We start from the raw sequence: 26,141 nt of genomic DNA on the forward strand, positions 1-26,141 counted from the left end.
CGGGGCCGGCCGGGCACGAGCTAGCCGCGGGCCAGAGCGGTGCTGGTTGGGCTGGCCGCGAGAGCCTCGCCGAACGTCGTGGGTGCCCGCCCCAGCAGCCCGGCCAGCACCCGCGGGTTGCCCACCAGGCCGTGCCGGTCGTAGTAGTCGAACATCGCCAGCAGGTCCTGGCGGGTCCTGGCATCGAGCTCGGGCACGGTGGCCGACCAGTCCTCGGCGGACTGTGCACGGGCCTGCACGTCCCGGCCGAGCACCGCGCTCAGGCACGCGGCCATCGCCACGGTGTCCAGCACGGCCGGACCGCACAGCTCGTAGCTGGCGTGGGTGTGGCCCGCCTCGGTGAGCACCACTGCGGCGGCCTCGGCCACGTCGGCCAGGTCCACCGGGGTGAACGGCGCCGTGGTGCGGTAGGGCACGGTGAGCACCCCGGTGCGGCGCACCAGCTCCACCGCCACGTTCTGCGCGTAGCTGGCCGGCTGCAGGATCGTCCAGTCCAGCCCGCTGCCGCGCAGCACCCGCTCGCTGTCGGCCTTGCGCAGGTGGTGCGGCATGTCCGGCAGGTAGGGCGCGAGCACGCTGTGCAGCACGAACCGGCGGGCACCGCACTGCTGCGCCGCCGTCACCGCGATGCGGGTCAGCCCCACCTCGTCCGGGTGCATGTTGGGGGCGACGTGGTACATCGCGTGGTGGCCGTCCAGCGCCGCCCGCACGCGCGCCGGGTCGCCAAGGTCCACCACCACCGCTCGAGCTGCCCCGGCGGCCAGCGCTGCCGGTCGTTGCTCCGCCCGCCGCACCAGCGCGGTGACGGCGAGCCCGCGGGCCGTGCAGGCTCGGGTCACCGCCAGGCCGGTCTTGCCGGCCGCCCCGCTCACCACCACGGTGGACGGGGCGGCCGCCGAGCGGGTCAGCGCCGTCGGCCGAGCAGACCGCCGACCAGCACTCCCACCAGGGTGAGCACCGCGCCGAGGACCGCGCCGGGCAGCAGGCCGTCACCGGCCAGCCCGGGCAGGCCACCGGCCGTGCTGGGGCTGGGGGGTGCGGTGAACACCCCGGGCTGGGTCACCGGGGCACCGGCATCCGTGGTCGCGGCGGCACCCGCCGGCGCGGCCACCGGGGCAGCGACCGGAGCGGCACTCTTGCCGGTGATCACGTCGTCCACGGCCTTGAAGAACTCACCGGCCATCTTCTTGGTGACACCGATGAGCATGCGCTGGCCCACGCCCGCCACCGCACCGCCGATGACGGCGTCGGCGTCGTAGGTCAGCTGAGTGGTGCCGTCGCCGCCGTCGGCCAGCTTCACCCGCACCTCGGCGCTGACCGTGCCGGGACCGCCGGCCCCGGACGCCTTCATCAGGAACGAGCTCGGCTCCTCCTGCTCGCACAGCGTCACCTCGCCGGTGTAGGTGCCCTTGATCGAGGCGACCCCGGCGGTGACCACCATCGCGTACTCGTCCTTGCCGGTGGCCTCCAGGCGCTCACAGCCGGGAATGGTGCGCACCAGGACGGCCGGGTCGTTCAGCGCGTCCCAGACCTTGTCGACCGGGGCGTGCAGCTGGGCTTTTCCACTGACCTTCATCGTGTGCTCTCCTCTGAGTGGGTGCGGCGAAGCTCGAAGAGCTCGCTCGGCGAGATGGGCATCGCGGTGATCGGGAAGCCCTCGGCGTCCTCGATGGCCGAGGCGATCGCGGCAGAGGTGGGGATGACCCCAGCCTCTCCGGCGCCCTTGATGCCCAGCGGGTTCAGCGGTGACGGAGTCACCAGGTGGTCGATCTCGATCTTCTTGGGGACCTCGGTGACGTAGGGCATCAGGAAGTCCATGAAGGACGCGTTCTGCAGCTGGCCGGAGTCGTCGTAGGCCATCCGCTCGAACAGCGCCCCGCCCACTCCCTGGGCCACCCCGCCGTGGATCTGGCCCTCGACGATCCGGGGGTTGATCAGGTTGCCGCAGTCGTGCACCACGCAGTACCGCAGGATGGTGATCTCGGCGGTGTCCGGGTCGGTCTCCACCACCACCGCGTGGATGCCGGCGGCGAAGGTGGACTGCATCGGCGAGAAGAACGACCGGCCCTCCAGGCCCGGCTCCTCCCCGTCGGCCACCGGCGGCTTGCTGGTGTCGCCGACCGCGAACTGGGTGGCCAGCGCCGAGGACTCGTCGAAGGCGTAGCGCAACGGGTTGGACAGCACGGCGATGGTGGCGAGCGAGACACCGGTGCCCGGAGCTCCGACCACCCGAACCGTCCCGTCCACGATCTCCAGGTCCGACGCGTCCACCTCCAGCGCCTCGGCGGCGAGCGTGAGCGCCTTGTCCCGCACCACCCGGGTGGCCAGCGCGATGGCCGAGCCGCTCATCACCGCCGCGCGGGAGGCGAAGGTGCCGACCGCATAGCCCATGCGGCGGGTGTCGCCGGTGACCACCTCGACGTCGGAGACCGCCACGCCCAGCTCGTCGGCGACGATCTGGGCGAACGCCGTCTGGTGCCCCTGGCCCTGGGAGGTCAGCCCGGTGGCCACCTTCACCTTGCCGGAGGGCTCGATGACCACGTGCCCGCCCTCGTACGGCCCCGCACCGGTGCCCTCCACGTAGCACCCGATGCCGATCCCCACGGTGCGCCCCTCGGCGCGGGCGGCGTCACGGTAGGCGGTGAAGTCGTCCCAGCCCACCATCTCCTTGGCCTTGGCCAGCAGGGTGGGGTAGTCGCCCGAGTCGTAGATCAGCGGCCGACCGTCCTGGAAGGTCATCTGGTGGTCGTAGGGCATCTCCTCCGGCTGGATGAAGTTGCGCTCGCGCACCACGGTGCGGTCCAGGCCGAGCTCGGCGGCGATGGCGTCCATCGTGCGCTCCATGACGAACACCCCCTGCGGCCGGCCTGCGCCGCGGTAGGGGATCACGATGAGGGTGTTGGTGTAGAGGGAGTCGAACGACACCCGGTACGCGCCGGGCTTGTACGGGCCGAGCAGCTGGGTGGAGGTGTTGTGCGGGACGATCACGCCGTAGGGGATGTACGCGCCGTGGTCGTGCCAGAACCGGACGTCCAGCCCGAGGATGCGACCGTCGTGGTCGAAGCCGACCCGCACGTGGTGCAGCTGCGCCCGCTCGTGGGCGCTGGCCACGAAGTGCTCGCGCCGGTCCTCGGTGAACTTCACCGGCTGCCCCAGCACCTTGGCCGCCCACGGCACCAGCACCTCCTCCGGCCACGGGTGCATGATCTTGACGCCGAAGCCGCCGCCGGTGTCCGGGGTGATCACGTCCACGTCGGCCAGCGCGAGGCGGAGCTTGGCGGCCACCGCCGCGCGCACCCCGGTGGAGGTCTGCGTGGAGGTCCACATCCGCAGGCGCCCGGCCTGGGTGTCCCAGCGGGCGAGCACGCCGCGGCCCTCCATCGGGGTGGCGGCGGAGCGCTCGATGGACAGGTCCAGCTCCAGGGTGTGCGCCGCCCCGGCGATCGCGGTGTCCACGTCGCCCACGTTCTGCACGCAGCTGGCGGCGACGTTGCCCGGCACGTCCTCGTGCACCAGGTGAGTGGCCTCGCGGGCCGCCTCGATCCCCACCACGGGCTTGAGCGGCCGGTAGCTGACGACGATGCGCTCGACGGCGTCCTCGGCGACGTAGCGGTCGGTGGCCACCACCATCACCACCGGCTCGCCCACGTGGTTGACCTCGTCGCGCGCCAGGGCGTACTGGGTGCGCCCGTGGGTCAGCGAGGGGTGCGGGATGAGCAGCGGCATCGGCTCGGCGACGCGGTCGGGCAGGTCCTCGTAGGTGTAGACGGCCACCAGCCCGTCGATCTCCAGCGCACCGGAGACGTCCACGTCGAGGACCTCCGCGTGCGCGTGCGGGCTGCGCACGAAGGCCACGGCGAGGGCGTCGTTGCCGAGGTCGTCGAGGTAGGCGCCGTCGCCGCGGACCAGGCGGTCGTCCTCCACCCGGGCGATGGGCTCGCCGAACATCTTGGTGGTCACGAGGTCGCCCGCTCTCGCTGCAGCTTCGCGGCGCAGTGCACCGCGGCCACGATGTTCTGGTAGCCGGTGCAGCGGCACAGGTTGCCGCCGATGAGCTCGCGCGCCTGCTCGTCGTCGGGGTCGGGGTTCTCCCGCAGGCCGGCGGTGATGGTGGTGAGGAAGCCGGGGGTGCAGAAGCCGCACTGCAGGCCGTGGCAGTCGGAGAAGGCCTGCTGCACCGGGGAGAGGGTGCCGTCGGGCTCGGTGAGCCCCTCGACGGTGGTCACCTCGCCACCGTCGGCGGAGACGGCGAACATCAGGCAGGCCCGGGTGGGGGCACCGTCGAACAGCACGGTGCACGCACCGCACACGCCGTGCTCGCAGCCCACGTGGGTGCCGGTCAGCCCCAGGTCCTGGCGGAGGCAGTCCGACAGCAGCCGGCGCGCCGGGACTCGCACCTCGTGGGTGGTCCCGTTGACCGTGATTCGTACGTCGTGGAGCTCTTCAGTCATGCCGCGTTCCTTTCACGTGCCGCCGTGTGCGCCTGGGCGAGTGCGCGCCTGGTGAGCACGACGGCGAGCTGTCGCCGGTAGTCCGCTGTCGCGTGGATGTCCGGGTCGGGGTCGAGGTTGTCGCCGACGAAGCCGGCCACGTCGCCGCTGCCGTCGGCGCCACAGGCCTCGCTGAGGTCGAGGACCACCGGGGTGGCCGACACCGACAGGTACGCCGCGCGGGCGGAGCTGATGGCGCCGTCCGGCCCCAGCTGGACGTGGGCGGCGACGCCGCAGACGGCGTAGTCGCCGTGGCGTCGGGCCACCTCGACGAACGCGGTGCCGGCCGCCGGGTCGAGCACCGGGAAGCTGGCCTCCACCGCGAGCTCACCGGGGGCCACCGCCGACTCCATCGGGCCCAGGAAGAAGTCCTCGGCGGCCACCTCCCGCTCACCGGCGGCGGTGGCCACCCGCACCGTGCCCCCGAGCAGGGCCAGCACTGCGGTCATCTCCCCGGAGGGGTCGGCGTGCACGATGCTGCCCACCGTCGTGCCCCGGTTGCGGATGGTGGCGTGGGCGACCATCTGCAGCCCCTGGCCGAGCAACGGCTGAGCCGCGGCGGCGTCGGGGTCCCGCAGCACCGCGGCGTGCCGGGCGAGGGCCCCCACCCGCACCTGCCCGTCCGCCACCCGCACGTACGCCAGCTCGGCCAGGCGGTTGATGTCCACGAGGTGCTGCGGGGCAGCCAGGCGCATCGACATGATCGGCAGCAGCGACTGGCCGCCGGCGAGCACCTTTCCGTCAGTGCCCAGCGAGTCGAGGGTGGTCAGTGCCTCCTCGAGAGACTCCGGCCGGGAGTACCCGAATGTGGACGGTTTCAACGACGATCGTCTCCTTGGGTTTCGGCGGTGCCGGGCACGACTACGGCGTCGGCGGCACGGCCTTCGGGGATGCGGTTCGGCTCCTGCAGCCCTTCCCGCAGGTGGGCCGGCGCGAACGGGCGGACGCAGTGGTAGAAGACCAGCACGATGATGGAGCCCAGGGCGATGCCGCTGATCGAGAAGCTGTCGGTGAAGTCCAGCGCCACTCCGCCGATGCCGGCGACGAGGCCCGCCGCGAGCGGGATGAGGTTCACCGGGTTCGCGAAGTCGACGCGGTTCTCCACCCAGATCTTGGCGCCGAGCAGGCCGATCATCCCGTAGAGCACCACCGTGATCCCGCCGAGCACGCCACCGGGCGTGGCGCTGACCACGGCCCCGAACTTGGGGCAGAAGCCGAGCAGCACGGCGACGGCGGCCGCCACCCAGTAGGCCGCGGTGGAGTACACCCTGGTCGCCGCCATCACGCCGATGTTCTCGGCGTAGGTGGTGGTCGGCGACCCGCCGACGGCGCTGGCCAGCGCGGTGCCGACGCCGTCACCGATGAAGGCGCGGCCGAGGTAGCGGTCGAGGTTCTCGCCGGTCATCTCGCTGACCGCCTTCACGTGGCCGGCGTTCTCCGCGACCAGCGCGATGACGGCCGGCAGCACCAGCAGGATGAAGGTCATGTTGAAGCTCGGCGCGTGCCAGCCGGCGACCGTCTCCGACCCGTCGGCGGCGAACAGCGACTTCTGCGGGAAGCCGATCCAGTCGGCGCTGCGCACGCTCGACCAGTCGATGCGGTAGTGGTCCACCGGGGTGTCGCTGGTCGGGGTGATCGAGTGGATCACCCCGAAGACGCGGTCGAACACCCAGGAGAGGGCGTAGCCCAGGACGAGGCCCAGGAAGATGGCGATCCGGGACCAGAAGCCGCGGAAGATCACGGTCGCGATCACCAGGAAGACCATGACGATGAAGCCGATCCACTGGTCCTGCGGCCAGTACACGCTGGCGACCACGGGTGCGAGGTTGAAGCCGATGAGCATGACGACGGCCCCGCTGACCGCCGGTGGCAGCACCTTCTGCACCACGCCCCCGCCGGCGAAGTGCACGATCACGCCGATCACCACGATCAGCAGGCCGGCGACCAGGATGGACCCGGTGACCTCCCGGGAGTTCCCGCCCTGGGCGCGGATCGCCGCGACCGCAGCCACGAAGGACGCCGAGGTGCCCAGGTAGGAGGGGATCTTGCCCTTCACGATGAGCAGGAACAGGATCGTCGCGACCCCGGACATCAGGATCGCGAGGTTCGGGTTCAGGCCCATGACCACCGGGAACACGAAGGTGGCGCCGAACATGGCCACCACGTGCTGGGTGCCCAGCCCCACGGTGCGGGGCCACGACAGCCGCTCGTCGGGACGAACCACCTCGCCTGGCGGTGGGGTCTTGCCCCCGTAAACCAGCTTCCATCCCACTGCGGACATCTGAGCCGTCCTTTCGGTTGCCGATCTACCCACATCGCAACGTCAACCGCCGCCTGTGATCGCGCTCACTCAGGACGTTATGGCGGCCGACAGCCTCGATCATGGGCAGATCTTGACGAAGCCCGCGGACACCGTCGGTAGTTGCGAGGAGAGCCAGAATCGCCGCTGGTTGTTTCCGCAGGGGGCCACGCATGTTGCTCGTTGATGACGAAGATGTCACACAGAGTGACCACTGAGCGGGTCTCCGCTGGTCGGCCGGCTACAGGCCGCGCATCTCCACCACGCGCAGCGCCAGCGCAAGGTCCAGGCGCAGGTTCGCGTCGGCGGTGAACCGGCCGACGATGCCCTCGAGCTTGCCGATGCGGTACCGCAGCGTGTTGTAGTGGAAGTGCAGGACCCGTGCCGTCTCGGCGACGTTGCAGTTGGTGTCCAGCAGCGCCTGCAGGGTCTGGCGCAGGTCCCTGGCCTCGTCGGTGTCCGCGGCGAGGGAGCCGAGCACCTCGCTGGCGAAGGTGTGCAGCTCGGCACTGTCGCTGACCAGGGAGAGCAGCCGGTGCACCCCCAGGTTGTCGAAGTGCGCCAGCGCCCCGTTGCCCCGCATCCGGCGGCCCACCAGCACGGCCTTGCGGGCCTGCTCGTAGGCGTCCGGGAGGTCGGCGACCGAGCTGATCACCCGGCTGACCCCGGTGCTGAAGAGGTGCCGGCCACCACCGCGGTCGCCGGTGACCGCCGCGACCAGGTCGTCGAGGACGTCCACGGCGTTGTCCGCCCGGACCGGGATCAGGGCCACCACCTCGTGGCTGAACCCCACCACCGGAGCGGCCCGGTCCCGGCGCCTCACCACCTGCTGCCACGCGGCGGTGAGGCGCTCCTGCGGCTGCCGGGCCGAGGCCGGCGGTGAGGACGGCGCGTCCCCCGTGGTCTCCTCCTCGGGGTCGAGCTGGGCCACCACCACCACCATGCTGCGACGGACGTCCCAGTCCAGCTGCGCGCAGTGCTCCGCCACCTGCTCCGGCGACCCGGCGGTGCCGGCGAGCACCTCCCGCAGGTAGTCGCCGCGGAACTTCGACTCCACGGCGGACACGGCGAGCCGCTTGGTGACGGCCAGCGCCACCACGGTCGCGGCCCGCTCCAGCGCCTGCACCGTGACCGCGCCCAGGCCGCCGGCGGGGGCGTAGGCGACGATCAGGCCGTGGTCGGTGCCCCCGGCGATCACCGGGGCCACCGCGATCTGGCCGGGCAGCTCGCCCGGACTCTCCTGCAGGCCGTGGCGCAGCCGCTCGGTGCGCAGCCGCCCGGAGGGGTCGAACAGCGGCAGGGCCTCCAGCGCGTCCCGGTCGGCCAGCCCTCCTGCCGTGGTCTGCACCCGGCCGTCGGGGGAGCAGATGAGCACCGCGGCCTCGAACAGCGCCGACACCTCGTCGGCGATCTGCGGCAGGTCACCGCCCTCCAGCACGATCGTGGTCAGGGCCCGGTGCGTGCGGTCGGCGACGTCCAGCGTCATCGACTGACGGTCGATCAGGTGCATGAACACCTCCGACATCACCTCGTCGAACCCCACGTCACGGGGGATGAGGAACAACGGGAAGCTCAGCCGCTCGGCGGCGTCGATCATCGCCCGGGGCAGCTCGTCGAGGTAGCGGCCCGCCTTGACCCCGAGTGCGGCCGCGCCGCAGCGCACGAGGCCCTCGACCAGGTCCACCAGGGCCCGCGGGTCGAACGGCTGCGCGGTGTCGCCGAAGCGGATGGGGAACCCGGTGGTCAGCAGCAGCACGTCCGGCTTCACCCACGGCAGGATGTCCGGCACCTCGATGACGTTGACGCCACGCACGTTGCGGTGCAGCCCGCTGGCCCCGCCGACCAGCGTCGAGCCGGCCAGGCTGGGCAGGGAGATCAGCTCGTGGACCGCCAGGGCAGCCCCGAGACGTGCTGGCAGATCCTGTGCCTGTGAGTCCACAATGTTGGCAACGTCTTCCATGGGGTGACCGTACTCGGGGGGGTTAGCGTCCAGGCATCATGCATATCCCTGGCGCCTCGAGCACGGCCATCCGTGCGGTGACCGCGGGACCGCTGCAACCTGCGCAGTGGCTCGGGGCGGTGGACGCTGCGCTGTACTTCGCCACCACCGGACCGGGCTCCACCGTGTTCGCGGTGCTCAGCCACGACGCCGTGCGCCTGCCCTGCGGGCTGGTGCTGGCCACCACCACGGCCGAGCTTCCGCTGGCCAGCCTCGCTCCGGCCCGCGCGCTGCGCGAGCACCAGGGCGTGGTGGTGGGCGAGGGCCGCATCGAGTGGCTCGGCCCGGACGGCGCGGTGACGGTGGTGGCCGCACGGCAGTGGTCGCCGCTGCGGGTCCGCCCAGGTGCACCCCGGCCGGGTGCGCTGACCGAGCTGCGGGGCCTGCTCGCCGGGCGTGAGATCGGCCTGGAGCCCCACCGGCTGGCGGAGCTCGCCGAGGGCGCCACCGCCGCGGCCGTGGCCGGGCTGCTCGGCCGCGGGCCGGGACTGACCCCCAGCGGTGACGACGTGCTCGCCGGGTACCTGGTGGGCGCCGGCGCGTTCGGCCTGCCGGTCGAGGAGCTGCGGCGCTCGGTGGCCGCGCGCTCGGGCCAGGCCACCAGCGCCCTGTCGGCCCAGCTGCTGCGGCACGCCGCGCAGCACGAGGCCGTGGCCGAGCTGGTCGAGCTGGTCGCCGCGCTCACCCACTCCCCTGCCGAGCTGACCCCTGTCCTCACCCGACTGCTCCAGGTCGGCCACACCTCCGGTGCGGCCCTGGCCTGGGGCGTCCTGCTCGCCGGCGAGCGTGCCGGCCGGCACCACCCTGTTCTGTCTATCCCCCATGGAGGCCACCGGTGACTGTGCACCACGTCGAGGCACGACCAGGCGCGTACGCGGACTCGGTCACGCTGATGCAAGTCAGCCGAAAAGCCGGCGACACCGACGGCGCCGAGGGGGTGCTGGTGGCGATGGCCACCGAGCTCAACCTCGACCTGCTGCGCGGCATGGGCTTCGAGGAGCCCGACGGCATCGGCCCGAACGACCTGTTCGTCGCCGTGCGCGCCCGTGACGACGCCGCGCTGGCGCAGGTGCTCTCGGTGGTCACCGAGGCCCTGGCCGCCCGCCCGACCGCCTCGGGTGGCTCCTTCGCCGAGATGCCCCCGCGCACGGTGTCCGCCGCCGCGCGCAGCACCGGCCCGGCGCTGGTGCTCATCTCGCTGCCCGGCCAGCACGCCTTCGTGGAGGCGATGGACGCCCTGGACGCCGGCTGCGACGTGATGATCTTCTCCGACAACGTCAGCGTGGAGCAGGAGGTCCAGCTCAAGGAGGCTGCGGCCGCCCGGGGCCTGCTGGTGCTCGGCCCCGACTGCGGCACCGCCGTGGTCGGCGGGATCGGCCTCGGCTTCGCCCACACCGTGGAGCCCGGACCGGTCGGCCTCGTCGCCGCCTCCGGCACCGGCGCCCAGCAGATCCTGTGTCTGCTCGACGCCGCGGGCACCGGCGTGACCGCCGCGCTCGGGGTCGGGGGTCGCGACCTGTCCACCGCAGTCGGTGGCCGCTCCACCCGCGCCGCGCTGGTGGCCCTGGACGAGGACCCCGCCACCGAGCTCATCGTGCTGGTCTCCAAGCCGCCCGCCCCCGAGGTCGCCGAGGAGCTGGCCGCCTTCGCCGCCACGCTCTCCACGCCGGTGCAGCTGGCGCTGCTCGGAGCCGGCCGCCCCGACCTGACCGCGGCCACCGAGGACGCCCTGCGGGCGGTCGGCGCCGCGGTGCCGGAGTGGCAGCACTGGGCGGGCCCGCAGGCACAGCCGCGCACCGGCGCCCTGCGGGGGCTCTTCGCCGGCGGCACGCTCTGCGACGAGGCCATGGTCATCGCCAGCGAGCGCTTCGGCGAGATCGCCTCGAACATCCCGCTGCGCCCGGAGTGGCGACTCGATCCCCGCACCCCGGCCACCGGGCACGCGATGATCGACTTCGGCGACGACGAGCTGACCGCGGGGCGCCCGCACCCGATGATCGACCCGTCGCTGCGCCTGGAGCGCCTGGCCAAGGAAGCCCTCGACCCGGACACCGCCGTCATCCTGATGGACGTGGTGCTCGGCCACGGCGCCCACCCCGACCCGGCCGCCGAGCTGGCCCCGGCGATCGCCGCGGCCCGGGAGAGCGGCGACGTCTCCGTCGTGCTCTCGCTGGTCGGCGCCAAGGGTGACCCGCAGAACCTCACCGCCCAAGCCCGTGCCCTCAACGATGCCGGGGCGCACGTGTTCACCTCCAACGCGCAAGCCGCCCGGTTCGCGTGCGACCTGATTGCGAGCCGATGATGACCGAGCTCCTGCGCCGCGACCCCCAGCTGATCACCGCCGGGGTCGACCTGTTCGCTGATGCCGCCCAGAGCCAGGCCGCGCGCGTCACGCGCGTCGACTGGGCGCCGCCGATGGCCGCGACCACCGACGACCTGGACGCCGTGCTCGCCGACACCCGGCGCGTGGAGGCCAACGCCCTGGCGGTGCAGCGCATGCTGGCCGTCCGCGCCATGGTGGTCGACGTGGTTCCCGCCGCCGAGGCGCTCGGCCTCGGCCCCCACGACCTGCTGCACGCCGGCCCCCCGATCGACTGGGAGCGCGCCTCCGGTCCGATGCGGGGTGCGCTGATGGGTGCCGCCCTGTTCGAGAACCTGGTCACCGACCCCGAGGACGCGGCCGGGCTGCTCCAGCGCGGCGAGATCACCCTGGACCCCTGCCACCACCACGACGCGGTGGGCCCGATGGCCGGCGTGGTGTCGGCGTCCATGTGGGTCTTCGTCATCGAGGACCCCGCCACCGGGCGCCGCACCTACTGCTCGCTGAACGAGGGGCTGGGCAAGGTGCTGCGCTACGGCGCCTACTCCGAGGAGGTCATCACCCGGCTGCGCTGGATGTCCGCCGTGCTCGGGCCGGTGCTGCAGACCGCGATCCGGGCGCACGGCCCCATCGACGTGACCTCGATCCTGGCGCAGATGGTGCAGATGGGCGACGAGGCGCACAACCGCAACCGGGCCGGCACGCTGATGCTGCTGCGGGAGCTGATGCCGGCGATCATCGAGTCCGGCTTCCCCTCCGCCGACCTGGCCGAGGCCGCCCGCTTCGTCGCCGGCAACGACCACTTCTTCCTCAACCTGGCCATGCCCGCCTGCAAGCTGGCGCTGGACGCCGCCCGGGACATCCCCGGCTCCACCATGGTGGTGGCCATGGCGCGCAACGGCACCGACTTCGGCATCCAGGTCTCCGGCTCCGGCGACCAGTGGTTCACCGGCCCCGCGCAGGTGCCCGAGGGCCTCTTCCTCGGCGACTACGGCCCGGAGGACGCCAACCCCGACATCGGTGACTCCGCCATCACCGAGACCGCCGGCCTCGGTGGCTTCGCGATGGCGGCGGCACCGGCCATCGTCCGCTTCGTCGGCGGCACGGTGTCCGACGCGCTGGCCAACACCCGTCGGATGTACGAGATCACCCTGGCCGAGCACAACATGTACTCGGTGCCGGTGCTGGACTTCCGGGGCACCCCGGCCGGCATCGACGTCACCAAGGTGGTGCGCACCGGCATCCTGCCGCAGATCAACACCGGCATGGCCGGCAAGGTCGCCGGCACCGGCCAGGTGGGCGCCGGCCTGGTCACCCCACCGGCGGAGATCTTCCCCGCCGCGCTGGCCGAGCTCGCCCGCCGCACCGCCTGACGCGGGCGGCCCTGCGCCTCGCCCGCCCGCCACCCTCACCCCGACCTGGAGGACCACCCATGTCCGACGACCTGTGCTTCACCCCCGCCATCGAGCTGGCGGCGATGCTTCGTCGCCGGGACCTCTCGGCTCGGGAGCTGCTGGACGCCCACCTCGACCGCATCGACCGGACCAACCCGCAGGTCAACGCCATCGTCACCCTCGACGTGGAGGGGGCGCGGGCGCAGGCCGACGCCGCCGACGCCGCCACGGCCCGCGGCGAGTCCACCGGTCCGCTGCACGGCCTGCCGGTGGCGCACAAGGACACCCACGTCACCGGCGGGATGCGCACCACCTGGGGCTCGCCCCTGCACCGTGACTTCGTGCCGGAGCAGGACGAGCTGGTGGTGGCGCGGCTGCGCGAGGCGGGCGCGGTCCGGGTGGGCAAGACCAACGTGCCGGAGTTCGCGGCCGGCTCGCACACGTACAACACCGTGTTCGGCGCCACCCGCAACCCCTACCGCCTGGACGTGAGCGCCGGCGGCTCCAGCGGTGGCGCCGCCGCCGCGCTCGCCTCGGGAATGGTCGCCCTGGCCGAGGGCAGCGACATGGGCGGGTCGCTGCGCAACCCGGCCGCGTTCTGCAACGTGGTCGGTCTGCGCCCCACCCCGGGGCGCGTGCCCAGCCACCCCACCCAGATGGGGTGGTCCACGCTCAGCGTGCAGGGCCCGATGGGCCGCACCGTGGGCGACGTGGCGCTGGGCCTGTCCGCCCTGGCCGGTCCGGACCCGCGGGTGCCCATCTCGCTCACCGAGGCCGGTGCGGGCTTCGCCGCCCCGATGCCCACGGAGCTCACCGGCCTGCGCGTGGCGTGGGCCCCCGACTTCGGCGGCCGCATGCCGGTCGACCCCGAGGTGCGCGCGGCCCTGGCCCCGGTCCCGCAGGTGTTCGAGAGCCTCGGCGCCCACGTGGACGAGGCCTGCCCGGACCTCGACGACGCCGACGAGGTGTTCTCCGTGCTGCGGGCGTGGCTGTTCGTCGCGTCCTTCGGCGACGTCGTCACGCGCCACCCGGACCAGGTCAAGGCGGCCATCGCCTGGAACGTGGAGCAGGGCCGCAAGCTCACCGGCCAGGACGTGGCCCGTGCGGAGACGCTGCACACCCGGCTGCACCACCGCATGGTGGAGTTCTTCGACAGCTACGACGTGCTGCTGGCCCCCACCACCCAGGTGGTGCCCTTCGACGTGGACACCGAGTACCCGGCGCAGGTGGACGGGGTGCAGCAGGACAGCTACCTGGGGTGGATGCGGTCGTGCTCCATGATCAGCGCGGCCGGCGTCCCCGCGCTGTCCGTGCCGGCCGGGTTCACCGACGACGGGCTGCCGGTGGGGCTGCAGGTCATCGGTGCACCCCGGGCGGACCGTCGGGTGCTCGAGGTCGGCCACGCCTTCGAGCAGGCCACCGGGGTGGGCCGGCGGCGGCCGACGCTCACCCCGTGAGCCCTGCGGTGGTGGCTCAGCCTGCGGGCTGAGCCACCACCGACGGCTCCGCCGACGCCGCACCGGCGTCCGGGCGAACCCCGCCCAGACCCTGCAGCCGCGGCTGCAGGAGCAGCAGCAGCGCGGGCAGCAGCACCAGGCGCACGACCGTCGCGTCCACCAGGATCGCCACCGCGAGCCCCACCCCCATCTGCTTCATCTCCACCATGCTGAGCGTGGCGAACACCGCGAAGATCGACACCATCACCAGCGCCGCGCTGGTCACCACCGAGGCCGTGCCTCGCACGCTGTCGGCCACCGCGGCCCGGTAGGGCACGCCCGCCCGCAGCGCCTCGCGCAGGCGGCTCAGCACGAACACGTGGTAGTCCATCGACAGGCCCACCAGCACCACGAAGCAGAACAGCGGCACCCAGTCCACGATGGCTCCGGTGGAGGTGTAGCCCAGCAGCCCGTCCGCCCACGAGTGGGTGAACACCAGCGTGAGCACCCCGAACGCCGCCCCCACCGACAGCAGGTTGAGCACCGTCGTCAGCGCCGCCAGCGTGCGGCTGCGGAACGTCACCCCGATCATCGCCATGGTGAGCACCAGCACGAACGCGACCACCCACGGCAGGCTGCCGGACATGGCGTCGCGCCGGTCGATGCCCTCGGCCACGTCCCCGCCCACGGCCCAGTCCCCGCCCACGGCCCAGTCCGTGCCCACCGCGTGCGGCAGCACGTCTGTGCGCAGCGTCCGGACCGCGGCCTCGTTCCCTGCTGCGCCCGCGGCGCCCGGCGCGGTCAGGGTGAGCACGGCGGTGCGCCCGTCCCCGCTCGTGCGGACATCCTCGGTGGGTGTCCCCAGCCCGTCCTGCGCCGCGGCTGCGGCCACCTCGGCCAGCGTCCCCCGCAGCGCGGTGGCGTCCTCGCCGTGCAGCACCACCTCGACGCGCGGCCCCCCGACGGGGAACCGCTGCTGCAGGTGCTGAGCCGCCTGCACGGCGGGCAGGTCCTGGGGCAGCGTCTGCAGCGTGGCTTCGTGCACCCGCATCCCCAGCACTGGTGCGGCCAGCGCCAGCAGCACGAGGAACGCAGCGGCAGCCGCAGCGCGGGGGCGGGCCAGCACCGGTCGCAGCATCCGCCCGCTCAGCGCGCCGGAGCCCATCCGGTCGGTGAGCCGCCACAGCAGCGGCACCCGCGGCCGGTCCACCGCCCCACCGAGCTTGACCAGCAGCGCCGGCAGCACGGTGACCGAGGTCAGCACCGACACCACCACCACCAGGATCGTGCCGACTCCCAGCCCGGTGAACACCGCGTCCCGGGTGACCAACAAGCCCGACATCGCCACCACCACCGCGGCGCCGGAGACGACGATGGCCCGTCCTGCGGTGGCTGCGGCGACCTCGATCGCCTCCGTGCTGGTGCGCCCCCGGCGTCGCTCGTCCCGCTGGCGCTTGAGGAAGAACAGCGCGTAGTCCACCCCCACCGCCATCCCGATCAGCAGCACCACGTTGGCGACGCTGCCGGCGTCCGGGACCAGGTGGGACAGCGGCGCGTACAGGCCCAGCGTGAGCAGCACCGCGCTGAAGGCCAGCAGCACCGGGATGCCGGCGGCGACCACCGCGCCGAAGGCCACCAGCAGGATGCCGAAGGTGATGGGCAGCCCCAGCGCCTCGCCCGAGCCCAGGTCCTCCCCCACGCGCTCGTTGACCGCGGCGTCGAGCGACGCCGAGCCGACCTGCTCGATCGTGAGCGCTGGGTGGCGGGCCTGGGCCTGCTCACCGGCGGTCAGCACCGTCTGGACGTGGTCGTCCGCCCCGGCCTCGTCACCGAGCAGGGTGACCGGCAGCAGCAGCGCACCGCGGTCCGCCGACCACTCCGCCTCGCCCACCGTCGCGATGCCGGTCCCGCCCACCAGGGCCTGTCGCAGCTCCGCCGCGGCCTCCTGCGCCTGGGCGGGGTCCAGGGTGCCCGCGCGTGCGGTGAGCAGCAGCGTCTCGACCTCCGGCAGCTGCAGCCCGGCGTCTCGGACGAGCTCCGCGGCCCGACCCGACTCGCCGACCACGGTGGCGGCGTCGGTGGCGGTCTGGGTGGGCACCAGCGCGGCGGTGGTGATCGCGGCCAGCACCACGACGAGCCAGCCGGCGATCGTCCGCCAGGGGTGGCTGATGCACCACCGAGTGATCGCGGTGACCGACGGGCGCCTGGCTGACCTGTCTCTGCTGGCGTTGCCCCTCATGGTTCCTGCCTCCCCTGTCCTGGCCCTGTTCTTGCTCTGCCTGGCTTGTGCTTCCGTGGTGTCAAAGCCTGCGGTGTGCGGGGTGCGCTGACACGGGGGCCAGACCCCGAGGTGAAGGGGGGCCCAGGCCCCTGTTCCCGGTGGGCCAGTCGGGTGACGATGAACCGGTGACCGACCTCGATCCCCCGCCGACGCCCGACGCGGCGGTTGCGCCCGCCCGGGGCACCGGCGGCCGGCCGACTGCGGGCGGCGGCGTCACCTGGCGGCTGCGACTGAGCCTGCTGGCGCTCGCCTACGTGTTCCTGGCCGTGCCGGCCCTGGTGCTGCTGGTGGTGCTCAGCACGGCGCTCGGGCTCGCGGTGGTGGGCGTCGGCCTCGTGCTGCTGCTGCTGTTCGTGCCGCAGAACCGGCAGCTGGCCCAGCTGCACCGCCGCCTCGCCGGCACCGTGCTGGGGCGGCCCGTGGAGACCCCCGACTACCTCACCGCGCCGAGGTCACACCCGTGGGCGCTGCTGCGCACCTGGGCGCGCGACCCGGCACGCTGGCGCGACTACCTGTGGACCTGGGTGAGCACCACCCTGGGCTGGGCGCTCGCCTTAATCGCCCTGGCGCTGCCGCTGACCGTGGTGTTCTACCTGGTCGCCCCGTTCCTCTACGCCGTCACCCCCGACGGTGTCTTCGAGACCAACTACGGCGTGGTGCGCATCGACTCGCAGGCCAAGGCCTTCCTGGAGTGGAGCTTCCTGCTGGTGGCCGGGCCGGCGTGGTGGTACCTGCTGCCGGTGCTGGTGCGCTGGCGCGCCCAGCTGGACGAGGCCCTGCTCTCGCCCTCCCGGGCAGAGCTGCAGCGGCGGGTGGCCCAGGTGTCGCAGACGCGCGCCGAGAGCATCGACCACTCCGCCTCCGAGCTGCGCCGCATCGAGCGCGACCTGCATGACGGCGCCCAGGCCCGGCTGGTCTCGCTGGGGATGAACCTGGGCATCGCCGAGCAGCTGTGGGACACCGACCCGGCCGCCGCCGCGCGGCTCGTCGCCGAGGCCCGCGGCGCCACCGTCTCGGCGCTCGGCGACCTGCGCTCGGTGGTGCGCGGCATCCACCCGCCGGTGCTGGCCGACCGGGGCCTGGCCGGTGCCGTGGAGGCCCTCGCCCTGGACATGGCCACCCCGATCTCGGTGTTCGTGGCGCTGCCCGGGCGCCCGCCGGCCCCGGTGGAGTCGGCGGTGTACTTCGGCGTGGCCGAGTGCCTGGCCAACCTGGGCAAGCACAGCGGCGCCACCCGTGCCTCGGTGACGCTCAGCCACGACGGCGCCCGGCTGCGGGCGGTGGTGGTCGACGACGGGCGCGGCGGGGCGCGGGCCGCTGCCGGCGGCGGCCTGGCGGGAGTCGCTCGGCGTCTGGCTGCCTTCGACGGCACGATGGATGTGCAGAGTCCCGCAGGCGGCCCGACCGCCGTGACCATGGAGCTGCCGTGCGCGTTGTCATCGCCGAGGACCACGCCCTCCTCCGGGACGGACTGACGCGGCTGCTGGTGGCCTCCGGGTTCGACGTGGTGGCTGCGGTGGACAGCGCTCCCGCGCTGGCGGCGGCGCTGGCCGAGGGTGCGGCGGACGTGGCAGTGGTCGACGTCCGCATGCCGCCCACGTTCACCGACGACGGCCTGCGGGTGGCGATCGAGGCCCGCAAGGCGCGCCCCGGCCTGCCCGTGCTGGTGCTCTCGCAGTACGTCGAGCAGCTCTACGCCCGCGAGCTGCTGGCCACTGGTGAAGGGTCGGTGGGCTACCTGCTCAAGGACCGGGTGGCCGACGTGAGCGCCTTCGTCGAGGCCGTGCGCACCGTGGCCGGCGGCAGAACCGTGCTCGACCCGGAGGTGGTGGCCGCGCTGCTGTCGCGGGCTCGGGACAACCACCCGCTGGGCCGGCTCACCGCGCGGGAGCGGGAGGTGCTCGCCCTGATCGCCGAGGGCCGGTCCAACGCGGCCATCGCCGGCCGGCTGTTCATCACCGAGAAGGCCGTCGGCAAGCACAGCGCCAACATCTTCGACAAGCTCGAGCTGTACCTGAGCGGCGACGACAACCGCCGGGTGCTCGCGGTGCTCGCCTACCTGCAGGGCTGACCGTCGTCTGGTCCAGTCCCGGTGGACGGGACCGGTCGCACCACGAAGTTCGCGCTCGTTAGCCTCTAGCAATGCCTGTGCGCCGTACCGAGCCTGACTTCACCCACCTCCTCTCCGCAGGCCGGATCGGTCCGGTGGAGCTGGCCAACCGGGTGATCCTGCCCGCGATGGACATGAACCTCTGCGACGACGGCGCCATCGTCGCCCACGACGTGGAGCACTTCGCCGCCCGCGCCGCCGGGGGCACCGCCATGATCATCACCGGCGCCTCCGCCGTGGCCTACCCCCAGGGCGCCACCAGCCGCAAGGAGCCCGGGCTCTCGGAGGACCGGTTCATCCCCGGCCTGAAGATGCTGGCCGACGGGGTGCACGCGGCCGGCTCGCTGCTGTGCGTGCAGATGACCCACCACAGCCGCATCGCCCGCATCGACACCCTCGACGGCCGGCCGATGCTGGTGGCGTCCACGCCGCAAGAGCCCCGGGACATGTCCGCGCTGCGGGACAACACCCGCGAGGAGCTGACCATGATGGCCGCCGTGGCCGGGGGCAACCAGCCCACGTACAAGGAGGCCACCGAGGAAGACATCGTCTGGGTGATCGACCAGTTCGCGCAGGCCGCCCGCCGGGTGATGGAGGCCGGTGGCGACGCCGTGGAGATCCACGTGGCGCACGGCTACCTGCTGGGCGGATTCCTCTCCCGCGCCGACAACCGCCGCACCGACGAGTGGGGCGGCTCGCTGCAGAACCGCGCCAAGCTCGCCTGCAAGGTGATCGAGGCCGTGGTGGACATGGTCGGTGAGCGCCTCGCCGTGCTGGTGCGCGTGGCCGGCAAGGAGTTCGGCGAGGAGGGCTCGCTCACCACCGCCGAGGCCGTGCAGGCCGCCCAGCTGTTCGAGCAGGCCGGCGCGCACGCCATCCACGTCACCGGCTGGGCCCGCAACTCCTTCCGCGACTTCACCGAGGGCCCCCTGCCGGACAAGGTCGGCGCGTACCGCGACTTCGCCCGCCAGGTGAAGGCCGCGGTGTCCATCCCGGTCATCGCCGTCGGACGGGTGCTGCCCGAGGTCGGCGAGGAGATGATCGCCGCCGGGGAGACCGACTTCGTGGCCATGGGCCGTCAGCTGCTGGCCGACCCCGACCTGGTGAACAAGCTGCGGGCGGGCAACCGCAAGTCGGTGCGCCCGTGCATCAACTGCTACGTGTGCGTGGAGCAGAACTTCTGGGACGGCACCCCGGTGTGCGCGGTCAACCCCGCCCTGAGCAACGAGTCGGCGTCCACCTTCTTGTCCATCCCCTCTCCCCGGCACGTCGTCGTGGTCGGGGGTGGACCCGGCGGCATGGAGAGCGCGCGGGTGGCCCGCGAGCGCGGCCACCGCGTCACCCTGCTCGACGCCGGCGACCGGCTGGGCGGCTCCGCGTGGTTCTCCCAGCTGACCACCCCGGCCAACGGCCCGCTGCTGGACTGGCAGCGCCACGAGCTGGAGCGGCTCGGCGTGGTGGTGCAGCTCAACCACAAGGCCACCGCCAGCTCCATCGCCGAGCTCAAGCCCAGCGTGGTGGTGCTGGCCACCGGTGCCCACCGCGGCGTGCCCGCGGTGCCGGGCTCCACCCTGCCGCACGTGCACACCGGCGACACCCTCCGAGCGCTGATGACGGGCAACGGCGACGCCGGGAAGACCGGTCCGCTGCTCAAGGCCTTCGGCTTCCTCGGCCGGGCCAGCCGCATCACCCGCAACCCCGACCTCATCCGCGAGGTGACCAAGCGGTTCCTGCCGATGGGCAGAAACGTCACGGTCATCGGCGGCTCGCTGGTGGGCATCGAGCTGGCGGAGTTCCTCGCCGAGCGCGGCCGCAACGTCACCGTGCTCGAGGCCGGCAAGCACATCGGTCTGCCGATGGCCATGCCGCGGCGCTGGACCGCGGTGCGCCGGGCGGGCGAGCACGGCGTGACGATCGTGCGCGAGGCGGAGGTCACCGATATCACCAGCGACCAGGTCCGCTACCGCGTCGGCGACCAGACCGCCTCGGCGCCGGCCGACCTGGTGGTCGTGGCCTCGAACGTCTCCGCCGGCGCGCCCCTGGAGGCCGAGCTCACCGCCCGCGGCATCGAGGTGCACGTGGTGGGTGACGCCGGTTCCGTCGGCTACATCCAGGGCGCCATCCACTCCGCCTGGGCGACCGCCGGCAAGATCTGAGCCAACCCGCTCCCCGAGCGGAAGCGGCTCAGGCCAGCAGCCACGCCCAGGCACCGGCCACCGTGAGCAGCACGCTGCCCACGTACAGCGCCACCCACCGGACGCTGCGCACGGTGCTGCCGTGCGCCGGCACCAGGTCGCGCAGCTCCAGCACGGGCGCGGGGGTGCGGCGGTACCAGCCGCGCACCAGCACCTCCTGGCCGAGGAAGGTCTCCGCCCGCAGCACCCCGAACAGGCTGCGAGCGAACGGCCACGGCTGCCGGTAGCGCACCGCCACGAAGCCGCTGTCGTCCTGCACCACCAGGTCGGGGGAGAGCACGTAGCCTGGCGCGCCCCGGCCGATCACCCGGCCACGGATGCTCACGGCCATCCCGGCCACCGGGCTCGCGTCCAGCCGCCCCAGCAGCGACGCCACCCGGTCCACCGGCTCCGTCCCGGACACCGGGTGCGCGAGCGCCGTCTGCAGCAGCAGCGTCAGCCCCAGTGCGGTGGCCGACTGAGCCAGCAGCGGCGCGCTCTCCTGCACCCAGCCCAGCAGCAGCCCCAGGCCGGCGAGCCACGGCGCGAACCGCACCACCAGCTCCACGGCGAAGCGCCGCCGGGCCCGGGTCAGCTCGCCCGTCGCGCAGGAGGCCTCCACGTCGCTGGCGCTCCACCGCGTCGGTGCCCCGGGCAGGCCGCTGGTCTCCAGCGCGGCGATGCGGCGCACCACCAGCGGGTGGGTGGACAGCACCTGGTTGAACCGCCCCCACGGGTTGCAGGTCTCCCAGCGCATCGCCCCGACGACCTCGGTCGGGTCCAGGCCCTGTTCCGTGGCCGCCAGCGCCGAGGCACCCTGCTCGGGGTCGGCGATGCCGAGCATCCCCACCGACCGCACCCGGCGCTGCTTGGCCAGGTCGGCGCGGGCCTCCTTCTTGTCCGCCCGGTCGCCGTTGTCGAGCAGCCGGCGCGCCCACACCTGTCGCTCGCGGTCCGCCTGCCCCATGCCGTAGGCGATCTTGACCAGCGCGCTGCACAGGGCGTCGCCGTCCCCGGTGACCTGGCAGCTCCAGTGGTCGGCGCTGAGCTCGCGGGCCCGGGAGAGCCCGAGCACCGCCAGCTGCGACAGCAGGTAGCCCAGGTAGGCGGCGACGGCCGGCAGGGCGGCGTTCTGGTCGCGGCTCTCGCGCAGTGCCAGGTGCACGTAGTAGAGCAGCACCGGCACGGCCGAGGCGATCGCCATCACCACCACGTCGTTGTGCTTGACGTGGCCCACCTCGTGGCTGACCACCGCGTCCAGCTCGCGCTCGTCCAGGCGCTCCAGCAGTCCGCGGGTGACCCAGATGCGGGCGTTGCGGCGGGTGTGGCCGAAGGTGAACGCGTTGGGGGTGCCGTCCTCGACGATGCCCAGCCGCACCGGCCGCACTCCCGCCTCGGCGCAGCGGCGCGCCACGATCTCCCCCAGCACGTGGTCGGTGTGGTAGCCGTCGGCGTCGTGGTGCACCTCGTTGGCCTGCACCAGCCACTGCACCAGGAACGGCGAGAGCGCCCACTGGCCGGCAACGAGCACCGCCGCCAGGACCAGCGGCACCCACACCGGAACCCCCAGCAGCACCAGCACGGTGCCGCCGGTCACCAGCAGCAGCCCGAGCAGGCTGAGCACCCCCAGCGATCGGCGCAGCACGACTCCCGTCATCACGATCCCCCGTCGTGGCCCCCACGGGCCGTCACGGCGACGCTATCCGCTGCGCCATCGGCGCGAAAGGCCAAGCGGGTCAACGAGAAGCGGGAACCGTCTGCGCGCGCAGCCCGTCACAGACGGTGACACACCGACCCCGCCCCCTCGGGAGAGCCCATGCCGCACGACTTGCTGGAGCGCCTGCGCGCCACCCAGTCCGAGCTCCAGACGTCGCTCACCGCACTGCAGGCGTCACTCGCCGAGACCGCCGACGGCCTGCGTGCCGCCCAGGGCGAGGCTGAGGTGACGATCTCCCTGGCCACCGACGGCCTGCCCCAGTCGGCGCAGATCTCGCGCAGCTGGGAGCAGCGCATCCCGGCCGAGGAGCTCGCCGGTGCGCTCACCGCCGGCGCCCAGCTGGCCATGCTGACCCGCTCGCTCGAGCAGGCCGGCACGGCAGACCCGCCCGCTGACCGGGCAGCGCCCACCCAGTCGCTGGCGGACACGCTGGAGCAGACGCTGTCCGCGGCCCGCGCCGAGCTCGACGGAGCCAGCACCAGCGCGCCGGCGGACGCCGCAACCGGCACCGACCGCTCCGGACGAGTCCGGGTGCACAGCACCGGAACCGAGGTGTGGTTCACCGTCTCACCTGCCCCTCGCGGCGCCACCGCCGCCCAGCTGATGTCGCAGGTCAGCGAGGCGCTGCTACACCGTGCTGGTCGGCACCGCGCAGGTGTCCTGACGCTGCTTCGTCGCCACCGTGGGCGGGTGTCGACCTAGCATCTCGAGATGGCGCCCACCCACCTGTTGATGGACCTGGCCGGAGTGCTCGCCGGATTCGACCGGGCACCCCGCGTCGCCGCACTGGCCCAGCTGGCCGGGCTCAGCGAGGACGAGGTGCACCGCCGCCTCTACGGCAGTGGCTTCGTGGACTCCGCCGACGCCGGGGAGGTGGACGCCGACGGCGTGCGTGCGGGCATCCGCAGCCGGCTCGACCTGCGCTGCCCCCTGGCTGACCTGGAGGCCGCGTGGATGGCCGCCTTCGCCGAGGACGATGCCGCCCTGGCGGTGCTGGACGCGGTGCGCCCGCCCGCCGTGGTCGCGCTGCTCACCAACAACGACGCGCTGGTGGGCACCCTCCTGGCCGAGCACCTGCCCGGCGTGGCCGAGCGCTGCGACGCGGTGCTGGTGGCCGGGTTCATGAAGGTGACCAAGCCGGACGAGCGCGCCTACACCCAGGCCGCAGAGGCTCTCGAGGTCCCGCTGTCGAGCTGCCTGTTCGTCGACGACAAGCAGGAGAACGTGGACGGCGGCCTGGCCGCGGGACTCGACTCGGTGCTCTACGCCGGACCCGACCAGCTGCGCGCCGAGCTGACCGCCCGCGGGCTCCTCGGCAGCTGACCCGCCTCCGCCACCGTCAGGCGGGGTGCACCTGCCGGCCGCCCACCACGGTGGCCAGCACTGGGACGTCCGCCAGCGCGGCAGGGTCGGTGGCCAGTGGATCTGCCCCCAGCACCACGAAGTCGGCCAGCTTGCCCACCTCGATGGTGCCCTTCACCGCGTCCTCGCCGGCCAGCGCCGCGGCCGAGCTGGTGTAGCCGGCCAGGGCCTGCCGCGGGGTGACCGCCTGCTCCGGGCCGAGCACGGCGCCCTGCCGGGTTCGGCGGGTGACCGCGGTGGCCATGGTGAACAGCGGGTTCACCGGCGTCACCGGGCAGTCGCAGTGCAGCGCGTAGCGGATGCCGGCCTGCGCCACCGACGCCACCGGACTGATGCGGGCACCGCGGTCCGGGCCCAGGAAGCGGTCGCGGTGGCGGTCGCCCCAGTAGTAGACGTGGTTGACGAAGATCGACGCCGACACCCCCAGCCGGGCCATCCGCTGCACCTGGTCCTCGCGCAGGGTCTGCACGTGCTCGAGCCGGTGGTGCAGCTGCTCGTCGGGACGCCCGGCCTGCGCCTGCTCGATCGCGTCCAGGGCGTGGTCGATGGCCAGGTCGCCGTTGGTGTGCACGGCCACCTGCCTGCCCCCGGCGTGCACCCGCTCCACCAGCGCGGCCAGCGGTGCGGCGGGGATGACCATCGACCCGCAGCTGCACCCGCCCAGGTCGTGGTACGGCTCGCTGAGCGCCGCGGTGTGCAGCTGGATGGAGCCGTCGGAGATCAGCTTGACCCCGCCCACCCGCAGCTGGTCGTCGTCGGCCGCCTCCAGTGCTCCTGCCCCGTCTGCTCCTGCGCCGCCCAGCTCTGCATCGAGCAGGTGGTGGCCCACGTACAGGCGCCCGCGCAGCCGCAGCTCCCCGGCCGCGTGCACCGCCCGGTAGGCCTGCAGCATGTCGGCGGTGACGTAGAGGTCGTGGAAGCTGGTGACGCCCACCTCCGCCATCCGCTGCTGCGCCCGCAGCAGCCCCGCCCGGGCCGCGTCCGGGGCCATCGCCTGGCTGTGGTCGGCCACCAGTGCCATGGCGCCGGGCTCCTGCAGCTCCCCCGTCGGTTGGCCGCTGGCGTCACGGACGATGTGGCCGCCGGCCGGCTCGGGAGTCTCGGCGGTCACGCCGCACTGCTGCAGCACCAGGGTGTTCACGTACTCCGCGTGCACCGACAGGTGCCGCACCCGCACCGGGTGCGCGGTGGTGGCCCGGTCGAGGTCGGCGGCGGTGAGGGCCCTGTCCTCGGCGACCAGGCTGTCGTCAAAGCCCCAGGCGTTGATCGCCTCGCCGGCGGGCGTGCTGGCCGCCCGCACCCGGATCGCCTCGACCACCGCCTCGATGGACGGGCAGGCCTCGCTGGTGGCGTCCACGTCGGCCAGCAGCATCCCCCACATCAGCGGGTGCAGGTGCGTCTCGATGAACCCGGGCACCACGGTGGCCCCGCCCAGGTCCACCACCTCCGCGTCGGCGCTGGCCGCCGCCCGCACCTCCTCCTCGGTGCCCACCGCGAGGAACCGCCCGTCGCGGCAGGCGAGCGCGGTCGCCGGCGTGGCACTGGCTTGCGGTGCCATGGTGTGCACCGTCGCGTTGCGGTAGATCCGGTCGGTCGTCATGGCAGGGCCACCTTCGGGGTGAGGACGGGGGTGCGGGAGGCACGGGTGGAGACGGTGGCGGTGACGGCGGCCAGCACCAGGCCGGCGCCCACGGTTTGCGTCGTGGTGGGCAGCTGGTGCAGCAGCAGCGCCGCAAAGCCGAGCGCCGCCGTGGACTGCAGCACCAGTCCTGCGGCCACGGAGCTGGCGGGCAGCCGCTGGCTGGCCCGGGAGACCAGCAGCCAGCCGAGCACCTGGGCGTCCAGGGCCAGCAGCACCAACCAGCCGTGGGCGGCAGCCGGCGGCGTCAGGTCCAGGCTGCCGTCCCACAGGCCGACCAGTCCGACCGTCACCGCCGTGGCCATCGTGGACACCAGCATCGGGCCGCTGGACTGACGCGCCCGGCGGGTGGCCGCGCCGACCCCGACGATGTAGACCGCGTACGCCGCGGCGGCCACCACTGCCCCGACGAACCCGGACAGGCTGGTGACGGCCAGGCCCGAGACGGTGAGCCCGCCCACCAGCGCCACCCCGAGCAGCAGCACCGGCAGGCACCACCACAGCCGGGGGCTCACCCGCTGGCGCAGCACGAGGTAGCCCAGTCCGGCGGCGAAGACCACCTGCAGGCTGATCAGCACGGTGGCCAGCCCCGCGCCGATCTCGTTGATCGCGTGGTGCCACAGCAGCAGGTCGAGGCCGAGGAACACCCCCGCACCCACCGCGGCGCCGGACCAGCCGCCCGTGGTGGGCCGACCGTCGCGTCGGCGACGGAGCAGCACCAGCAGCCCCAGGGGCACGACGGCGTAGAGGCAGCGGAAGAAGGCCCCGGTGGAGGGTGTGGTGGCGGAGAGCTCGTAGAGGATGGAGGTGAGACCGAGGATGGTCGCCCCCGCACCCACCTGGAGCAGCGCGCGCCCCTGCGCGTCCCCAGCACGCGGAGATGGACCATCATTCACAGTGATAACCTATCACCAGCACGC

The 26,141-nt window shown here is 73.4% G+C and carries 19 protein-coding genes and 1 pseudogene; 9 read left to right on the forward strand and 11 right to left on the reverse strand.

Annotated features, from left to right (window positions below; genetic code table 11):
- Positions 1-20 precede the first annotated feature (20 nt).
- The 7 genes and pseudogenes from AC3YO9_RS02215 to AC3YO9_RS02245 all read right to left on the reverse strand — a co-directional run bounded on the left by AC3YO9_RS02215 (position 21) and on the right by AC3YO9_RS02245 (position 8,749).
- The gene (locus AC3YO9_RS02215; protein ID WP_489981980.1) at positions 21-872 is read right to left on the reverse strand and encodes an SDR family oxidoreductase; all 852 of its coding nucleotides are present in this window, start codon (positions 870-872) and stop codon (positions 21-23) included.
- A 32-nt stretch (positions 873-904) separates the two neighbouring features.
- Positions 905-1,576, reverse strand: a complete 672-nt coding sequence (locus AC3YO9_RS02220; protein ID WP_489981981.1) for an SRPBCC family protein — start codon at positions 1,574-1,576, stop codon at positions 905-907.
- On the reverse strand, positions 1,573-3,948 hold the full coding sequence (gene cutA / locus AC3YO9_RS02225) for an aerobic carbon-monoxide dehydrogenase large subunit (RefSeq protein ID WP_489982554.1): 2,376 nt from the start codon (positions 3,946-3,948) through the stop codon (positions 1,573-1,575). The genes AC3YO9_RS02220 and cutA overlap by 4 nt, the downstream gene beginning before the upstream one ends.
- A gap of 17 nt (positions 3,949-3,965) precedes the next feature.
- Positions 3,966-4,451: pseudogene (locus tag AC3YO9_RS02230) on the reverse strand ((2Fe-2S)-binding protein); the annotation flags it as partial.
- Positions 4,448-5,311: an FAD binding domain-containing protein gene (locus AC3YO9_RS02235; RefSeq protein WP_489981982.1), complete on the reverse strand. Its 864-nt coding sequence runs from the start codon at positions 5,309-5,311 to the stop codon at positions 4,448-4,450. The pseudogene AC3YO9_RS02230 and the gene AC3YO9_RS02235, both read right to left, overlap by 4 nt.
- The gene (locus AC3YO9_RS02240; RefSeq protein WP_489981983.1) at positions 5,308-6,771 is read right to left on the reverse strand and encodes a uracil-xanthine permease family protein; all 1,464 of its coding nucleotides are present in this window, start codon (positions 6,769-6,771) and stop codon (positions 5,308-5,310) included. Before AC3YO9_RS02240 ends, AC3YO9_RS02235 begins: the two co-directional genes overlap by 4 nt.
- 259 nt (positions 6,772-7,030) lie before the next feature.
- Complete coding sequence (locus tag AC3YO9_RS02245; protein WP_127784132.1) at positions 7,031-8,749, reverse strand: PucR family transcriptional regulator; 1,719 nt, start codon at positions 8,747-8,749, stop codon at positions 7,031-7,033.
- Between the two features lie 38 nt (positions 8,750-8,787).
- Between AC3YO9_RS02245 and AC3YO9_RS02250 the strand changes: the two genes are divergently transcribed.
- Genes AC3YO9_RS02250 through AC3YO9_RS02265 form a run of 4 tightly spaced genes read left to right on the forward strand, consistent with a single transcriptional unit; the run spans position 8,788 to position 13,959 of the window.
- Positions 8,788-9,627: an oxamate carbamoyltransferase subunit AllH family protein gene (locus AC3YO9_RS02250; RefSeq protein ID WP_489981984.1), complete on the forward strand. Its 840-nt coding sequence runs from the start codon at positions 8,788-8,790 to the stop codon at positions 9,625-9,627.
- Positions 9,624-11,090 (forward strand): AllF/FdrA family protein, encoded by a 1,467-nt coding sequence (locus AC3YO9_RS02255; RefSeq protein WP_489981985.1) that lies wholly within the window; start codon positions 9,624-9,626, stop codon positions 11,088-11,090. The genes AC3YO9_RS02250 and AC3YO9_RS02255 overlap by 4 nt, the downstream gene beginning before the upstream one ends.
- A complete protein-coding gene (locus tag AC3YO9_RS02260) occupies positions 11,090-12,481 on the forward strand; it encodes a YlbE family protein (protein WP_489981986.1) in 1,392 nt (463 codons plus the stop codon). The genes AC3YO9_RS02255 and AC3YO9_RS02260 overlap by 1 nt, the downstream gene beginning before the upstream one ends.
- A gap of 59 nt (positions 12,482-12,540) precedes the next feature.
- Positions 12,541-13,959: an amidase gene (locus AC3YO9_RS02265; protein WP_489981987.1), complete on the forward strand. Its 1,419-nt coding sequence runs from the start codon at positions 12,541-12,543 to the stop codon at positions 13,957-13,959.
- Positions 13,960-13,975: 16 nt separating this feature from the next.
- On the opposite strand, the gene AC3YO9_RS02270 is transcribed toward AC3YO9_RS02265, so the two are convergent.
- Complete coding sequence (locus AC3YO9_RS02270) at positions 13,976-16,177, reverse strand: MMPL family transporter (protein ID WP_489981988.1); 2,202 nt, start codon at positions 16,175-16,177, stop codon at positions 13,976-13,978.
- 167 nt (positions 16,178-16,344) lie between these two features.
- Between AC3YO9_RS02270 and AC3YO9_RS02275 the strand changes: the two genes are divergently transcribed.
- The 3 genes from AC3YO9_RS02275 to AC3YO9_RS02285 all read left to right on the forward strand — a co-directional run bounded on the left by AC3YO9_RS02275 (position 16,345) and on the right by AC3YO9_RS02285 (position 20,485).
- The gene (locus AC3YO9_RS02275; RefSeq protein WP_489981989.1) at positions 16,345-17,694 is read left to right on the forward strand and encodes a sensor histidine kinase; all 1,350 of its coding nucleotides are present in this window, start codon (positions 16,345-16,347) and stop codon (positions 17,692-17,694) included.
- Positions 17,646-18,290, forward strand: a complete 645-nt coding sequence (locus AC3YO9_RS02280; RefSeq protein ID WP_489981990.1) for a response regulator — start codon at positions 17,646-17,648, stop codon at positions 18,288-18,290. The genes AC3YO9_RS02275 and AC3YO9_RS02280 overlap by 49 nt, the downstream gene beginning before the upstream one ends.
- A 71-nt stretch (positions 18,291-18,361) precedes the next feature.
- The gene (locus AC3YO9_RS02285; protein WP_489981991.1) at positions 18,362-20,485 is read left to right on the forward strand and encodes an oxidoreductase; all 2,124 of its coding nucleotides are present in this window, start codon (positions 18,362-18,364) and stop codon (positions 20,483-20,485) included.
- A gap of 28 nt (positions 20,486-20,513) precedes the next feature.
- Here AC3YO9_RS02285 and AC3YO9_RS02290 read toward each other — a convergent pair whose 3' ends face one another.
- Entirely contained in the window at positions 20,514-22,160 is a 1,647-nt protein-coding gene (locus tag AC3YO9_RS02290; protein WP_489981992.1) for a zinc metalloprotease HtpX, read from the reverse strand.
- A gap of 159 nt (positions 22,161-22,319) precedes the next feature.
- On the opposite strand from AC3YO9_RS02290, the gene AC3YO9_RS02295 reads away from it, so the two are divergent.
- Together AC3YO9_RS02295 and AC3YO9_RS02300 are read left to right on the forward strand one after the other, a co-directional pair.
- Entirely contained in the window at positions 22,320-22,922 is a 603-nt protein-coding gene (locus AC3YO9_RS02295; protein ID WP_489981993.1) for a hypothetical protein, read from the forward strand.
- Positions 22,923-22,931: 9 nt separating this feature from the next.
- Positions 22,932-23,543 (forward strand): HAD-IA family hydrolase, encoded by a 612-nt coding sequence (locus AC3YO9_RS02300; protein WP_489981994.1) that lies wholly within the window; start codon positions 22,932-22,934, stop codon positions 23,541-23,543.
- Between the two features lie 16 nt (positions 23,544-23,559).
- On the opposite strand, the gene AC3YO9_RS02305 is transcribed toward AC3YO9_RS02300, so the two are convergent.
- Positions 23,560-25,182 (reverse strand): amidohydrolase, encoded by a 1,623-nt coding sequence (locus AC3YO9_RS02305; RefSeq protein ID WP_489981995.1) that lies wholly within the window; start codon positions 25,180-25,182, stop codon positions 23,560-23,562.
- Positions 25,179-26,060 (reverse strand): DMT family transporter, encoded by an 882-nt coding sequence (locus AC3YO9_RS02310; protein WP_489981996.1) that lies wholly within the window; start codon positions 26,058-26,060, stop codon positions 25,179-25,181. Before AC3YO9_RS02310 ends, AC3YO9_RS02305 begins: the two co-directional genes overlap by 4 nt.
- Between the last annotated feature and the right edge of the window lie 81 nt (positions 26,061-26,141).

The organism is Rhodococcus sp. Z6_132, assembly GCF_058133635.1.